At 40.5% G+C, this 16,213-nt stretch carries 14 protein-coding genes and 1 tRNA gene; 7 read left to right on the top strand and 8 right to left on the bottom strand.

Going from position 1 to position 16,213, the window contains the following annotated elements; genetic code table 11:
• Positions 1-170: 170 nt before the first annotated feature.
• From ACO06Y_RS12860 to ACO06Y_RS12850, 3 genes are all read left to right on the top strand, one after another.
• Positions 171-674, top strand: coding sequence for a ClbS/DfsB family four-helix bundle protein (locus tag ACO06Y_RS12860; protein WP_422079380.1), 504 nt, complete (start codon positions 171-173; stop codon positions 672-674).
• A gap of 673 nt (positions 675-1,347) precedes the next feature.
• Positions 1,348-3,552, top strand: a complete 2,205-nt coding sequence (locus tag ACO06Y_RS12855) for a peptidase domain-containing ABC transporter (protein ID WP_422079379.1) — start codon at positions 1,348-1,350, stop codon at positions 3,550-3,552.
• Between the two features lie 17 nt (positions 3,553-3,569).
• The gene (locus ACO06Y_RS12850; protein ID WP_422079378.1) at positions 3,570-4,685 is read left to right on the top strand and encodes an HlyD family efflux transporter periplasmic adaptor subunit; all 1,116 of its coding nucleotides are present in this window, start codon (positions 3,570-3,572) and stop codon (positions 4,683-4,685) included.
• 402 nt (positions 4,686-5,087) lie between these two features.
• Here ACO06Y_RS12850 and ACO06Y_RS12845 read toward each other — a convergent pair whose 3' ends face one another.
• Entirely contained in the window at positions 5,088-6,296 is a 1,209-nt protein-coding gene (locus tag ACO06Y_RS12845; RefSeq protein ID WP_422079377.1) for a lanthionine synthetase C family protein, read from the bottom strand.
• A gap of 257 nt (positions 6,297-6,553) precedes the next feature.
• Positions 6,554-6,784, bottom strand: coding sequence for a class I lanthipeptide (locus tag ACO06Y_RS12840; RefSeq protein WP_422079376.1), 231 nt, complete (start codon positions 6,782-6,784; stop codon positions 6,554-6,556).
• 697 nt (positions 6,785-7,481) lie between these two features.
• Between ACO06Y_RS12840 and ACO06Y_RS12835 the strand changes: the two genes are divergently transcribed.
• From ACO06Y_RS12835 to ACO06Y_RS12820, 4 genes are all read left to right on the top strand, one after another.
• Entirely contained in the window at positions 7,482-8,345 is an 864-nt protein-coding gene (locus ACO06Y_RS12835) for a helix-turn-helix domain-containing protein (protein ID WP_422079375.1), read from the top strand.
• A gap of 74 nt (positions 8,346-8,419) precedes the next feature.
• Complete coding sequence (locus tag ACO06Y_RS12830; RefSeq protein WP_422079374.1) at positions 8,420-9,364, top strand: alpha/beta hydrolase fold domain-containing protein; 945 nt, start codon at positions 8,420-8,422, stop codon at positions 9,362-9,364.
• A gap of 46 nt (positions 9,365-9,410) precedes the next feature.
• Complete coding sequence (locus ACO06Y_RS12825; RefSeq protein WP_422079373.1) at positions 9,411-9,932, top strand: hypothetical protein; 522 nt, start codon at positions 9,411-9,413, stop codon at positions 9,930-9,932.
• Positions 9,933-9,980: 48 nt separating this feature from the next.
• Positions 9,981-10,688, top strand: a complete 708-nt coding sequence (locus ACO06Y_RS12820) for a DNA alkylation repair protein (RefSeq protein ID WP_422079372.1) — start codon at positions 9,981-9,983, stop codon at positions 10,686-10,688.
• Between the two features lie 356 nt (positions 10,689-11,044).
• Here ACO06Y_RS12820 and ACO06Y_RS12815 read toward each other — a convergent pair.
• From ACO06Y_RS12815 to ACO06Y_RS12790, 6 genes are all read right to left on the bottom strand, one after another.
• Positions 11,045-11,121: transfer RNA gene (locus ACO06Y_RS12815), tRNA-Pro, on the bottom strand.
• Between the two features lie 274 nt (positions 11,122-11,395).
• On the bottom strand, positions 11,396-12,319 hold the full coding sequence (locus ACO06Y_RS12810; RefSeq protein ID WP_422079371.1) for an alpha/beta hydrolase: 924 nt from the start codon (positions 12,317-12,319) through the stop codon (positions 11,396-11,398).
• A 15-nt stretch (positions 12,320-12,334) separates the two neighbouring features.
• A complete protein-coding gene (locus tag ACO06Y_RS12805; RefSeq protein WP_422079370.1) occupies positions 12,335-13,843 on the bottom strand; it encodes a sulfatase in 1,509 nt (502 codons plus the stop codon).
• On the bottom strand, positions 13,836-14,561 hold the full coding sequence (locus tag ACO06Y_RS12800) for a M15 family metallopeptidase (RefSeq protein WP_422079369.1): 726 nt from the start codon (positions 14,559-14,561) through the stop codon (positions 13,836-13,838). Before ACO06Y_RS12800 ends, ACO06Y_RS12805 begins: the two co-directional genes overlap by 8 nt.
• A 27-nt stretch (positions 14,562-14,588) precedes the next feature.
• Complete coding sequence (locus tag ACO06Y_RS12795) at positions 14,589-14,987, bottom strand: endonuclease domain-containing protein (protein ID WP_422079368.1); 399 nt, start codon at positions 14,985-14,987, stop codon at positions 14,589-14,591.
• A 74-nt stretch (positions 14,988-15,061) separates the two neighbouring features.
• On the bottom strand, positions 15,062-16,171 hold the full coding sequence (locus ACO06Y_RS12790; protein WP_422079367.1) for a serine hydrolase domain-containing protein: 1,110 nt from the start codon (positions 16,169-16,171) through the stop codon (positions 15,062-15,064).
• Positions 16,172-16,213: the final 42 nt, after the last annotated feature.

The raw sequence follows: 16,213 nt of genomic DNA, 5'->3' as shown, positions 1-16,213 counted from the left end.
ATGGGTGAAAATGCCCAATGGGGCAATAGGAACGCTTGTCCATTCTTGCTAATTATCTAAAAAATCCATTGTTTCCGGTTTCCCCTATTTCGGTTTATCCAACCAATACCTAAATTTGAAAAACCATTTTTTCGATACGAGTTTAAACTTTAAAGATAGCGAATACAAGTATGGCTAGACCTCAAACAAAGAAAGACCTACAAGAGTTGGCCGGAAAAAATTATCTGAAGCTCATGGACTATGTGAACGGCCTCCCTGTTGAGGAACAGAGAGGAGAGTTTCCCCAAGGTACTTTAAACAGGAACATACGGGACGTTCTGGCCCATTTGCACCATTGGCACCTGATGGTCTTGGAATGGTACCGGGTGGGAATGCGTGGGGAAAAGCCCGATATCCCGGCCAAGGGATACAATTGGAGGGAGATTCCACAATTGAACCGTACCATATGGGAGAAATACAGGGGAACCGCTCTCGAGGAAGCAAAGGAACTGCTGGAAAAATCACACCTTGATATTATGGCCCTTGCGGACAGCCACGATAACGCTGAACTCTTTGAGCGTGCCAGATATGGATGGACAGGAAACAATGCATTAGGTGCCTATCTGGTGAGCTGCACTTCAAGTCATTATGATTGGGGGTTGAAGCTTATTCGGAGGGCTAAGAAAAAACGATAGGCAAAATCTTGATGGATTTCGAACTGCGGCAATGGCACGCTCAATTCGCCCGCCCAATATTCTTATTGGAAAATTGGATTTTTTTATGGTTTTGTTTAAGGTCGGAGCGAAAGTTAGACGCTAAGAGGTTACCCAAGTAGTGAAAAATTTGGTTAAAAATAGGTGGCTTTTGTTTTGATCTTAAAGCTGACAGAATGGAACCGGAAAAATGAAATTCATAGAAAGTCGTATAATTAGTTTTTTCATGGAGCCTATTTAAATGCCTTTGATCGGGACGGCTTGTAGACTACCATACCCTTCTATTCCCATATTTGCAATGCTTCCCAAGGATTTTCTCCTTAGAGGGAACCGAACAGGTAATTTTCTGTTAGATCCAACTTGCGTTAAAAAAATTCAAGTCGGTGATATTAAGTCTTACTTGTTGATTTAATCGACTATTTATCCAGTAAATTCATGGCCTATAGCTCTTCTAAGCACCTCATCGCATATGAATCGGATTTGATTACAAAAAGGTTTTACGCTAGAAGATCAGACCTCTATGTTTATAAATAGATGAAAGATGAACATCTTAATATTTTGTAGCCTTATAAAATTGTATCTGTAGCATATATCATACTAAAATAGGTGAAAATTCTTTATTTTTAAAGATATCTTATAATCCTCAAATCACCTAATGCTCTCAAAAAAATTTCCTTTTTTTAAACAGTTGGACCAAATGGATTGTGGACCGACTTGCTTACGGATGATAGCCAAATTCTATGGTAAGGACTACTCAACGGATTTTTTACGGCAAAGATCTAACATTACAAAAATAGGCGTTTCCTTAGGTGGAATTGCAGAAGCGGCAGAAGAGATAGGTTTTCACACTATGATGGTAAGCCTCAATTTCGATAGTTTGGAAAAGGAAGCGCCAATACCGTTGATAGCACATTGGAGACAAAGACATTTTGTTGTCGTGTACAAAATAGAAAAGGATAAGGTATTCATTGCAGATCCAGCACATGGACGGATGCAATATTCAAAAAAAGATTTCATCGCCGGATGGATCGGATCAAATGCCAATATCGATACATCCGAAGGATACTTGTTGTTGCTGAAACCGACTCCAAAATTTTATGAGACTGATTTTGAGGAGAAAAAAGAGTATGGGTTCAGGTTTTTGTTCTGGTATTTTAAACCCTATAACAAGTACATCATACAACTAATAGTGGGACTGATCGTTGGCAGCTTGCTACAATTAATTTTTCCCTTTTTGACACAAGCCGTTGTTGATTACGGAATCAACCGCCAGGATATCAACTTTATCTACCTGATCCTATTGGCCCAACTTACTTTGTTTGTCTCCCAAACCAGTGTCGATCTGATTAGGGGATGGATTCTGCTGCACATGACCAGCCGGATAAACATCAATCTTATCTCTGATTTTCTTATAAAGTTGATGCGACTGCCCATTTCTTTTTTTGATTCAAAAAATACAGGGGACATCATCCAAAGAATCTATGATCATAACAGAATACAGGATTTCTTATCGAGTACTACCCTGAATACTTTATTTTCTGTTTTCAATCTTTTGATTTTTGGTGTCGTACTGGCGTATTACAATCTTACCATATTCACCATTTTCATTTTGGGATCTGGAATTTATGTTGGCTGGACCCTTCTGTTCATGAAAAGACGGGCAGAGTTGGATTACAAAAGATTCGATCAGTCTGCGGATAACCAGAGTAGCCTATATCAACTTATTTCAGGAATGCAGGAAATAAAATTAAACGGATCGGAAAGACGCAGGCGTTGGGAATGGGAGGGCATACAGATTAAACTGTTCAAGGTATCCATTAAAAGTCTGTCCCTTTCGCAAACACAGAATGCGGGAGGACAATTTTTTAACGAACTCAAGAACATACTCATAACTTTTATTGCAGCCAAATCCGTTATCAACGGAGATTTGACCTTGGGTATGATGCTATCCGTACAATATATAATAGGTCAACTGAACTTTCCCATAACCAATTTTATCACATTTATACAAACTGGTCAAGACGCCAAGATAAGCTTGGAAAGACTGGCAGAAATTCATTCAAAAGACGATGAGGAAAAAACCAACGAAGATTATATAAGGGAATTGCCCAAGTGTAAAACAATCAAAATCAAAAACTTGAGCTTTAAATATGGTGGAAAGACATCCCCCTGGGTCCTGAAGAATGTAGATTTGGAAATCCCCGAAGGCAAAGTCACAGCCATTGTAGGTGCCAGTGGAAGTGGGAAAACCACCTTAATTAAACTTTTGCTGAAATTTTACGACCCGATAAAAGGGAATATTTCCATTGACGATATGAAGCTAAAAAATATAGGTACTACTTTTTGGAGAAAAAACTGCGGTACCGTAATGCAAGAGGGATTCATATTCAACGATACCGTATCGCGAAACATTACTGAATCCCGTTCAATGGGGACGATTGATAAGAATAAATTGACGCATGCTGCCCATGTATCCAATCTGGAGGATTTTATAAAAGAACTTCCTTTGGGCTATAGAACCAAAATTGGAAGTAGTGGAACCAGTATCAGTGGAGGTCAAAAACAACGAATATTGATCGCAAGAGCGGTCTATAAAAATCCCAATTATATCTTTTTTGACGAAGCAACCAGTGCCTTGGATGCCAACAACGAAAAAATCATCATGGAAAGATTACAGGATTTTTACCAGGGAAAAACTGTTGTGATAGTGGCACACAGGTTAAGTACTGTGAAAAGTGCCGATCAAATAATCGTTTTGGATAAGGGTAAGGTCATAGAGGAGGGAAACCATATTGAACTGACCAAAAAAAGAGGGGTGTATTACACATTGGTAAAAAACCAATTGGAACTTGGAAATTGAGGACAAGGATAGATACCATGACAAAAAAAATCAATTATTGGGATGAACGCTCTGATTTGGTACGGGAAATATTGGGCAAACCTCCCAGTTGGGTAATCCGTTACGGCATTACAATCATTTTTGTAATTATATCCCTATTGTTATTAGGGGCATCACTCTTAAGCTACAATGATATTATTCCCGTCAGAATCCTAGTTACGAGCAAAAATCCACCTGTACATTTACAATCGTACACATCGGGAAAACTGACCAGTGTTTTTATTGAACAAGGCCAGCTAGTAGATATCGGTGATATATTACTAGAGCTTGAAAACACAGCAAGTATCGATGATATGTATTACCTAAAAAGTAAATTAAAAGACAATGAATTGGCACTGGTCCCATTGGACTCGCTGAATTCACTATTCCCCTTATTTTTAGATTTAGGCCATGTTCAGCCGGCCTACGGTAATTTTAGGGTCCATTATCAAAATTATATCCTTTTCAATTCGACAGCCTCAAAAAAGAGGAGCTCTTTGGTACTCAAAAATCCGCTGCAATCACAAAACCCAGGTTTGTCCAGTTCCCCCACCCAAAAGTCCAGTAACTTTTTAAACAGCTCCGGTATTCAAGAAAAAATACGTGAAGACAATTATCGCGGTCAGCTTGTGCAGGCTTACCTTCATTTGCAAGATGAAATACAACAATGGGAGCAAAACTATATACTCAAAAGCCCTATCAAAGGCAAGGTGACCATCTTTGATGCTATAAAAGAACATCAATACGTAACAGCTGGAGAGACCATCTTCACCATCATACCAAATGATTTGGAAGAAATTATCGGACAGGCATCATTGCCCATACAAAACTCAAGCAAGGTAAAGGTAGGGCAAAAAGTAATCATCAAATTGGAAAATTATCCATTTCATGAGTGGGGCAGTCTACAGGGAACCGTTTCGCGGATCTCAGAAGTGCCCAAACACGAACAGGAAGCTTTTTATTTATTGGATGTGAAAATTAAAAACCTGACCACCTCTTTCGATAAAAAAATTGATTTTAAACAGGAGATGAGGGGTAACGCTGAAATTGTCACTGAGGAATTATCGGTTTTGGAACGGATTTTTTATCAATTGAAAAAAACCTTTAGTGGATAATTAAATCGGGCCATATCTAGAAAAAAACCTACTGCCCCATCAAACTATATGCGAATAAAACAACTTATTGGCAAGCTTTGCCCTTTAAAGCGCTATTTCTCACGATTTTTGATCCGTACCATCAAAACAGAAAATCATAACAGACCAATTCATGTAGTCGGTTCTTAGATTTGAACAGTCGAATCCTCGGGAAAAATTCAAAATCCTAAGTAAACCTATCAAGATTATATCCTATGCCAAAAACAACGCCTCCCTAAAAATGGGGTTCCGACATAACTCCTTAAAGTTGTTGTCCGAAATTGTTTTCCTGAGGTAAGATTCCCGTAAGCATCAAAGGAAAACAAAAGTGCCCTCAATACATGATCGGAAATATCCCCAGTATGGACATTTTTTATCCATATGCTAGCTAATCATTAGGCACTCGTCCCAAGCTGTATCGAAATCTGCCAAATAGTCTATAATAGTGAGGCCTATGCCAGAGATTCCTTCCAACAATGAAACTTCTTCTGACCAAACATCATCATGTCTCCACTGTTTGTATCCAGCATACCCATTACCTTGTACCGCTCTATTGACCCCATCTTGTATCCAAAATTCAAAGGCTTCTTTAAAGATGGGATCCAACGTCTCTTTATAAATCCGCAAAAATATAAGAGCAACGCCATAGGATCCATGGCATAGTGAGGCATCTACCAACAACGTTTTTTCAGGTGTTCTGCGTTTCGCCGAATGTTTTAAAATCGCTAATGCTTCATCACCCAATATTTTATCATCCAATGCTTTTGATGCAAACCATAATCGAATCCCTATTCCCAAATCACCATAACACCACCCTAACCTACTCGGAACGTTCTCCTCTCCATTTTTGGAAACCAGGTTTGGAAAAAGAAAAAAAGATTTCGTTTCTTTTTTATATCCGAGCACATAGTTTATAGCCTTGGTAAGCATAGGCTTTGCAAGGGTTCTAAAATTATCATGAACACACAGTTTGGTCAAAATTCCAATAATGCCGGCCATGCCGTGGGATAGGCTGAGGTTATATTGGTCACGTAATTCCCCCCGGGTCTGTATGGAAATCCATTTGAGCTTTTCATTGCCCTCTGTTTCTGAATTCTCATTTAACAGATCAATAAACCTTAAAAGAAATGTTTTATAACGTTGCTTTAAATCCTTTGATTTGGTATTCTTGTACCGATTTACAAAATACAGGGCGTAGCCGATCGCACCATGCAAAAAGTCATAGTTTTTTCTGCGCATATCCGAAACCATGATCGGATAAAGAAAATCGTCCAAGTCAGCGAGCAACTGTTCATTTTCAAGTTCTATAAACCCTTTTTCGTCCAGATGGCTCAATACCCAACCTGCACCACAAATACCATCACAAAAGGTCGGGTAATTATATCCCTCATTAATCTTGCCCATTATTCGTTCAAGAATCTCGGTACCTATTGCCGAATGTTCATTGTTCCCCTTGTACCTGGAATAATGGAATTGAAACAATGAAAGTCCCGAAAGGCCAACGAGTACTCCCACATGATTTTCATTTGAATATTTTGACTTTGTTATGTCATCAATTCCTTGTAATATTTCCTTTAGCTTATCTTCAATCATTCCAATGTGGTTGTATATCGTTAATATCTAGATTAAATAGAACTGTTTTGGCAGTATATCATGCGTATTATGGCCTCCGAATATCCAAAGATGTAGCGCAATTAGAAGTGAACAGTCCTAAGAATAGTTAGCCAATAAGAGCATAAAAACCATCAGATGAAATCAACTGATGGTTCATTCAAAGAACTTATTTAAACTTTTCAAATAGTAAACTCTTAATTTTCTTTCATACCAAAAAAGTCCAAATGATTCCCTCATTAACACAATTGAGAGGGATAATCGCAACAAGAAATTGCAGCTGATGTCCCGGATGTACAATTATCGGCAGTCATATTGGTCGGACAACCTATCGAGCAGCTATTGGCCGCACTTGTTGGACAAAAAGACGAAGGGCATACCCCACCTCCCCCAATAATGGAATCGGATGTTAAATTGGAAATTGTCTGCTTCTTAAGAAACAACTTCCCTGAAATTTTTTCTTTTTTCATTGGAATATATTTTATAATTAAAGATGTATTAAATTACTTTAATTGTAGTAAAATAACTGTTAATATAAAGTTAATTAACTTAATCTCATATATGTCACTTATTTATGTTACAAACAATAAACACTTTTCTTTGATATGATAGGGAGCCCGTCCTAAACGTTTCTTGTTTTCCGCTTATTACAGCCGTTTTATGGCCGCCAGTGTGCGAGATGGCTTCCATGACCTTCCCTAGGAAATGGATATAGGTTATTGAATGGACTCTCTGGCTTACTGATGTGCAACCGATTTTAGAGGGGGTATTTATGTTGGTTTGGTTTACTTTGAATAGTAGACGTAAAAATCCGCATGTAAATCAATTAAATTGAGTTGTATTTTAAGTCACGGAAATCTACTTATGGAATCCCGTAAAAGGTAAATTAACCAGATTAGTAAAAAAGAATCGAAAACAAAACACTTTGTTCAGATGCATTATAATTTCTGAAAGACATCTCAAAAAGCAACCTCGTTTTGGGGCTTCTTCTTTTAGCTGAAGTAATGCTTTAATTCTATAATTTTAAGAAGTTTGTAATGTGCATATGATTATGGATTCCTATTTGCTTATTGACCGAAATCTGGCAATCCATGGTTATATGAACACAAGTCTTATACTTAGATGTCCGACATCCATTTTTCATAATCACTTATCAAAACGGTCTCCTTGAAAATAAAAAAGTACAATTTCGCCAGGAGAAAATACGGACGGGAGTTTTTGTTGGACTGCGTATTCTTTTCGGAAGTCGAGCGCAAAGTGTCCATAGGTCTTCCCTTTTGTTACGACTTTCACGGGATTTTCATCCAAAATGCGGGCGGGGCAAAAATCGCGATCGATAATGATGCTTTCCTAGCAGGGAAAGGTTCATTTATATTTCTTAGGGCCAATCAGGTTAGGGAATGGATTTCGGTTACACCGGATTTCTCAGGATACCTTTTAATCTTTGAAAATGAATTCATCGAAACATTCTTCAATGATTCCCTGTTCATACATCGATTTCAATTCTTTCAGACCAATCAGCCTGCAGTATTAAATTGTAATGATTGGTTCTTGCTCGAACACACTTCTTGTTGTGAAAAAATAAGGACGGAATTGGATAACCTTCAAGATGATAGTCATCATTACATTCGTTCTCTTTTGTACACTATTTTGATACAGATCAACAGAAGGTATATCAGGAAGTTTAACCTATCCACCGAACTCTATCAAGATAGTATCTCGTTACGATTCAGAAAGTCCTTGGAAGAAAACATAAGGGACAAACAAAGGGTCGGGGACTATACCGAATTATTGAAGGTAAGCCGGAGCCAACTCAATAAGGCAATCAAAAAAACATCTGGAAAGTCAACATCCATAATTATCCGCGAACGACTACTAACGGAAGTAAAGCGCGACCTGTTGTACTCCGATAAGAATATCTCGGAAATCGCCTATGGACTGGGTTTTTCCGACAATTCAAATTTTGTTCGGTTTTTTAAGGGACTAACCGGGCATACGCCAAATGATTTTAGGTGTATTCATGCGAAATGACCATTTATAATCCATATTGACAATTACCGCTAGCCGTTTTACTTTTTTCTTTGTGCCAAACAAAAAAGTTTTTTATGAAATTCCGGATTTTCATCATTGTAATCGGCTTTTGTTTTACACAAATAGCCTGTAAGCAAACAAAAAGCGACGGGCAAGTAATCTCCATGAAACAAAATGAGGAACCACCGACCACCTTTTGGGCCCATCGCTATAATATGGAAATGGATGTGGCGTATGGCAATGACCCTGCACAACGTCTTGACATCTATACCCAGGGTTCCTACATAGGGGAACCAAACTGGTTTAAGCGAAGCAAAAACAAAAAACCTACCCTCGTATGGATTCATGGTGGTGGCTGGCGATATGGCAATAAGGAAACCGATGCTTGGTTCTTTATACATTTTTTGGAGAGAGGATGGAATGTAGTAAATGTGGAATATCGCAAAGGCCTAGGAACGGCACCTGATGCAGCGGAAGACGTCTTAACGGTTTTGAAATGGATCAGTGAAAATGCAGAAGCGTATAAACTTGATACCGATAGGATTGTAGTTTCAGGAGCATCGGCCGGTGGTCACTTGGCATTGTTGGCAGGTTTGGTCAATAGCATACCGGAAAGCCATCCTTTATACGTAGGGGACAAAGTTCGAATTCAAGCCATTATAAATTGGTATGGGGTTACGGATATTCAAAAAATAGACGCCTATTTGAGCGCCAATCGCCCAAATCAAAATTTTGTGTTGAATTGGGTAGAAAAGAAAGAAAAAATTCCTGAGATTTCAAGGAAGTATTCCCCTATTCATTATGTTACCGAAAACGCTCCTCCAGTACTGACTATTCAGGGCGATATGGATACTTTGACCCCTTACGACCAGGCCCAATTGCTTCATGAAAAACTTAAAAGCTTAGGTACTGAAAATCAATTATTGACCTTAAAAGGAGGGAAACATCTCGGATTCACCGAAGAACAATTTCAATTGATCTTTAAAACAATATTTGATTTTTTGGAAGCCAATCCATAAATATCAAAATCCTGGAAAACTAACCTGTCATCAAAATTCAATAGAAATGAAAAGTGATTTCATAGCGGTATTCTTCTTGTTTTACGGTCTAGTTGCAACGGGGCAAGCTCCGAAAAAAGTGCATTCCTCACCAGAGGATGTTGAAACCCTTTCTGGAATCATAGCTTCTGCATATGATGGCATTTCAGGGGAAGCAGGAACCTCCCGTCAACTGGAAAAAATAAAGGCATTGTATGCCCCAAATGCCATAATTTTCAAGAACACTTCAATTGAGGGAAAACCATCCAGGGAAGTCTTGACCGTGGCCGAGTTTTACGAAGGAATGGGAGAAGTACGGGAATCGGGGTTTTTTGAGGAAGAAATAAACCGGGAGATCAGGATTTTTGGAACCATTGCACATGTATGGAGCACCTATCAGGTCCGGCATGCTAAAAATGGTCCCGTCATCCGTAGAGGAATCAATAGTTTGCAACTCCACTTCAAGGATAATAGATGGTGGATACTTTCTTGGGGTTGGGATGGGGAAAATGAGGAAAACAAAATCCCTGCTTCTTTCGATTCGTACTGAAGAATTGTCCAAGCCCATTATATTTGACACCAAGTAAATGGGATTATTATGAAAAATGTCTTGGATAAAGTTCGAGATGAGCTTAGAAACAACGTGGATGAAAACGCACTGGCCACAGGTCAAAAATTTTCAAAGGAAAAGCTAAAGCATTATGGTGTCAGGACTTCGGTGGTAAGGAAAATTGGCAAAACCTTTTTCAAGGTAATAGATTCAAGATCAAAATCCGAAATATATGGTTTATGCGAGGATCTCTGGAAGTCTGGGTATTTGGAAGAATCCATCATTGCCAGTAATTGGTCCCATTACCTTCATAAGCGGTATGAACCTGCTGATTTTTCCATATTCCAAAAATGGATCAATAAGTACATAAAAAACTGGGCTTCATGCGATACGTTTTGCAATCATACCATGGGAGGGTTTATCGAAAAGTATCCCAGCTATGTAGAAAAGCTTCAGGACTTTGCAAAATCAGAGAACCGATGGATGCGCCGTGCCGCCGCTGTGAGTCTGATCATACCAGCAAGAAAAGGCAAGTTTCTTAAGGATATTTTGGAGATTGCGGACATTCTTTTATTGGATAAGGATGATCTAGTTCAAAAGGGATATGGTTGGATGTTAAAAGTCGCCAGCGAATCGCATCAAAAAGAAGTATTCGACTATGTAATCAAAAAAAAGTTGGTCATGCCACGTACCGCTTTAAGATACGCCATAGAGAAAATGCCAAAAGATTTAAGGTCCGTCGCAATGGCAAGGTGACATTCGTCAAGGTGATTGAATTTGATAGTGCAGTGTTAACTTCAGTCGGAAACATTCCAGCCAATCACGGGTAGAAGCGACGAACAATCTAAATAATGCGTACCCCTTTTTTGGCGATTCTTTGAAAAGAACGTTTATGGGACATAGCAAAGCTGTTAAAAGAAGTCATACATCGCGACCGTCCTCGAACCTGATTTCGAAATGCCTATAAATATTGGGTTTACGGAGATATACATTGTAATTGGAAAATCGAATAAGTAACCTTTACAGGTTATTTTAATGTAAAGTCAGCTATTTCCCATGAAAGCCCAAAAACGAAAAAGCCTGAAAATCTGATGATTTTCAGGCTTTTTGCTTGGTCGGGATGACAGGATTTGAACCTGCGACCCCACGCCCCCCAGGCGTGTGCGCTACCGGGCTGCGCTACATCCCGAAATCGACCAAAAGGTCGACAAATTTCAAAGATCAATTCCCAAATCCCAAACTTTCCCCCAAACAGGGCAGTCCGGGTACCGGGCGGAGCCTGTCCTGAGCGACGTCGAAGGGCTACATCCCGAAATCGACCAATTTCAAAAATCAATTCCCAAATCCCAAACTTTCCCCAAACAGGGCGTTCCGGATACCGTTCGAAGCCTGTCCTGAAATTGGATTGCAAAAATATAAAAGTTGTACAGATTTGCCCGTATGTTTTAAAAAAAATACCAAAACTATTCCAGGCTTTCCATCCATTCGAACAGACGCTCCGTCCAGCCTCTTAAATGAGGTTTCTCCCTAGCCAAGGAGAATCCATGCCCCCCTTCCGGATAAATGTGCATTGCAGCCGATACGCCCTTATCCTTCAATGCCTTGAAAAAGAGCAAGCTGTTCTCTACAGGTACCCCTAGATCGTCCGTGGCATGAATTAACAGCGTTTTGGGGGTTTCGGAAGTTACTTGCAATTCATTGGAAAAATGTTTTTCCAATACAGGATCGGGATTTTCGCCCAGTAGGGCCTTCTGGGAACCGGAATGCTTTTCAATCTGGGTAAAGGTAATCACAGGATAGATCAAGGCCATAAAATCCGGTCGGGCACTAAAGGAATCCACGGTATCTTGTTCTTCATACACCTTTTCATTAAAATGGGTACCCAAGGTTGAGGCGGCATGCCCCCCTGCCGAAAAGCCCATAATCCCTATTTTATTGGGATCTATATTAAATTCCTTGGCCCTACTCCGCACCAAACGTACGGCCCGTTGCCCATCTATCAAGGGAACATTATGTTTTTCCCTTAGGGATTTCGAAGTGGGCAAGCGGTATTTGACCACAATACCCGCAATCCCTTTTCCATTCAAAAATTTGGCAATATCCGTCCCCTCCCAATCATAGGCTAAAATATGATAGCCTCCTCCAGGAAAAATGAGCATGGCCTGTCCCGTGGCATTACTCTGAGCCGGTAAATAAACTTCAATGGTAGGCTTTTGTACCTTACTTATCCTTAGGATACCATTGCGCTTATGGATTTCCTTTTCGTCGGTCTCTATCCGATTGGGAATCTTGTCTTTGGACCATAAAGGGATAATGGTATCCTGTGCTTGCATTTCCATGGAAAATTGCATTAAAACCAAAAGGGATGCGAAAAAAAATGTTCTCATATTTTAAAAAGTTATTTATAAGTCAGGTATGGGATCTTCCGGTAAAATCTTTTTTCCCTGCCAAACCGGAGTGCCATCCCTATACTCCAAAATCCTTAAATAATTGCCCACATGCGGAGGGGTATTGACCTTGGGCAACCATTTACCAAGGCTGTCCGCCATGTGCCGATATTGTTGGTTAGAAATTAAATTTTCCCATTCATTGGGATCCTTTTCCATGTCATATAACTCCTCACTGCCATCGGCGTAGCGAATATAACGCCAATCCTTGGTTCGTATGCCGTGATTGTTCCAGTTATTTGTAGTGATTGCCGGCCAGGGTCTTTCTGTATTTGGATTCCTCAATTGAGGCGACAAACCATGGCCCTCCAAGTCTTCTTTTGGCGGAAGTCCGCACAGGCTGTTTAATGTGGGGTAAACGTCCAGTAGTTCCACCGGATAATCATAGGTTCCACCTTCCATGATACCAGGTCCGGCAAAGATCAGGGGTACCCTTGTAGATCGATCCCACAAGGTATTCTTTCCGGTAATTTCCTTTTCTCCCAGATGGTATCCATGATCGGACCAGAGCACTACAACCGTGTTTTTGGCCTGTCCGCTCGCTTCAAGCGCATCCAATACCCTTCCTATCTGGCTATCCACAAAGCTAATGGCCGCCAGATAGGCTTGTACCAAATTCTTATGTTGCCCATTTTCAAGAGTCCATTTTAATCGTGGTTCGGGTACGTCCCAATGGTTGTACCAAGAGGACCGTGGGGTATCCTTTCTATCATTCTCCAACATGGGGGGTAGTTGTAGGCTTTCCTTGGGATATAGATTGTACCATTCCTCAGGTGAGTACAAAGGGACATGGGGCAGAAAAAAACCGACGGATAAAAAATAGGGCGACTCTGGCCGATCGTTCAAAACGTTCACCGCCCAACTGGCAACCTCCCAATCCGAGGTCTCCTCGGCCTGCAAGGGAAATTTGCCCCAATCCATTAAGGGATTGTTACCTCCGGGAGTGGTTCCAATTATTTTTGAAGGTGGTTTGGTCTTTACTTTGGATCCAGGTCCCAGACTGTCGAATTCAGTATCGGTATCCCTTCGGCCATATCCACCATGGAAAATTTTTCCTGCGGAAAAGGTAACATACCCGTGTTTGGAAAAATATTGCGGTAAGGTTACAATGTCCTTTAATTCGGGCACATCCCTAATTGAGGGTGAAAGCCCGTATACTCCTGTCGTGGAGGGTCTATATCCGGTAAGTATACTGGTTCGTGAAGGATTGCAGATCGGGCTTTGGGTATGGGCATTGGTAAACAAAACGCCCCGTGATGCCAGTCGATCTATATTGGGGGTCTTTACCTGCGGATGTCCCTTTAAACAGCCCACCCAATCGTTCAGGTCATCGATAGCGATAAAAAGTACATTGGGATTTTCACCTGATGGCGGCATTTTACTTTCAACCGGGGCATCCTTGCAGGAAGCACAAAACATACTAACAACACAAATAAAAATGCCACAAACCCAATTTCTATTCATCACACGGCCATTTAAAATTGGCTACTTTATCGTTGGACGCCGTTCCTAAATTGTAATGCCACCATTCGGTCCTAATACCCCAAAAGCCATGTCTTTCCATAGTCTCCTTCAACAACTTGCGATTGTCCAAAATTTCCTGGGGCAGGTCGGTATTATCATGATAGGCCTTTTTGCCAAAAAAATCAAAGTCGGTTCCCATATCCAGTTCCTCTCCATCTAACGTTTCTAAAGTAATATCCACCGCACCACCCTTATTATGAATCGATCCTTTTTTGGGGTCGGCCACATACTGTGGATTGGGAACAATTTTCCACATCATATATTGTACGAAATTAGGCCGATAACAATCAAAAAATTTGATTCTTACGCCCTGGGTCTTAAAATCGGCGTTGGCCTCCAATAGCGCTTTGGCCGTCTTTACCCGGATATAGCATTCCGCACAGTCATATACCTTTTCCTTTAGAAAATTATTGGAAGTAGCATATCTAAGGTCATAGGCAAACCCATCGCTAAAATCGGCAAGTCGTATAAAGGTAGTATCGGCCAGACCCTCAAAGGAACGAAAGGTTTTTTTGGGCACGGATCGTTCAGAAATAAGGGTATCTACCCTATTCACTTCCCGCCTTTCGGGTTCCTCCGCTTTTGAGTTTTGTGATGGGTTTTGCTTGCAGGAAACCAAGCAAACAAGAAAAAAAAGAATAGGTACTATTTTATGCATTGGCAGATTTTTTTTAAAACTTCCCTCCTAACAAGGAGGGATTAAGGGAGGTGTAAAATCATTGGCCTCATAAGCCAAAATATAATCCTCTATCACCCTTAAAACATTTTCCAAGTCGTTCATTATTTGATAATCGGAAAAACGTAAGACTTGAATACCCATTTCATTTAAACGTCTAGTCTTCTTTACGTCCTTTTCCCAAACCTCCACAATTTGATGAGAATACCCATCACATTCTATAGCCAACTGCAACTTATTACAGAAGAAATCCACAATAAATTTATCAATTGGTTTTTGCCTATGAAAATCATAGCCATACATTTGATTTCGCTTCAGCCTTTGCCATAATCGTATTTCTGACTTAGTTGAGTTATTTCTCAATTGTCTGGCTAATTCTTTGAGTTTCGGATCATAAAATATTTTCAACTGCTATGTTTTTTTTAGCAAAAAATACACACCCCTCAATCCCCTCTTATTAGAGGGGAAGTCCTAGTCAGCAACTACCTGTTTTCCAAGGCCAGGTCCATCCGTTTAAAGAATTCGTTGTAAACAAAGGGCTTTCCTTTAGCGGGATTTCCGTCCTCTCCCCTACGGACAAAGACCATATCCCATTCTGGAATTACGAAACACATGTTATTGTGGAGCCCACTGGCATAATATAACGATTTTGGGGCATCGGGCATATGGTACTTTCCTGTCGGCATCATCCCGTTTACCCACCAGTTGTAACCATAACAACCACGCCCATCCACATGGCTTCTGTCCGTATCCGCCACAATATCGGTAAAGACTTGATTTTGGGTCGCTTTTTTAACCCATTCCTTGGATAACAGTTGCCGGCCATCCCAATTCCCCTCGTTCAAATACAAATGACCAAAACGCGCCAACTGCTCGGCATTGATCATAACATTGGTACAACCATTGTTGATTTCCACCCCGTTTACTTCCTGTTCGGGATTCCATTTGTATTCCCCCATGCCAATGGCATGCCCGATGTTCTCATCAAATATAGACTTCAGGGTCTTACCCGCATGCATGGTAAGCAGGCGACCGAACATCATCTGTGCCTCGTCCCAATAGGCATATTCGGTTCCAGGAGCAAAAAGGGGGGTATCTATAGCATAGGGTGTCCAAGACCAGTCTTCGCTCACTTCATTCCAACGTGTTGAACCTTTTCCACTATAGCCGGAGGTCATGCTCGAAAAATGTTTGAGCTGCACCTTGGGGTACAGATCGGCCATGGCTGTATCAATTTCCCGGGCATAGGTATCCTCGGACAGCAGGCCCTGGTCCGTCAAAATTCCGAGGACGGTACTGGTAAAGGATTTACTCGAGGAATAAATATTATGCTTTTTATAAATGCTATCGCCCTTATAAATGACATACCCTTTCCGAACTATGAACACTTCTTCCAGGCCATCCTCCCCGGATTCGGAAGCCAAATAATCCAAGGCCTCTTGAAGCTTTTGACTATTTATCCCTAATGTTTCCGGACTTCGTTCCTCCCATCCGCCCGTTGGAAAAACCATGGGCAAACCTTCTTTTTTTCCTTCGGAACAAGAAACCAACAAAAAAGCGATACATAAGATTGTAAGTGTTTTAAGCTTCATACAAATTCCAATATTAAAATTTCAAGTTCCAAAAACGGAATT

This window comes from Ulvibacterium sp. (assembly GCF_965228935.1).
In the GTDB taxonomy this organism is placed as follows: domain Bacteria; phylum Bacteroidota; class Bacteroidia; order Flavobacteriales; family Flavobacteriaceae; genus Ulvibacterium.
Note: the sequence above shows the minus strand (reverse complement) of the source record. Positions and strands in the feature narration are given on the sequence as shown.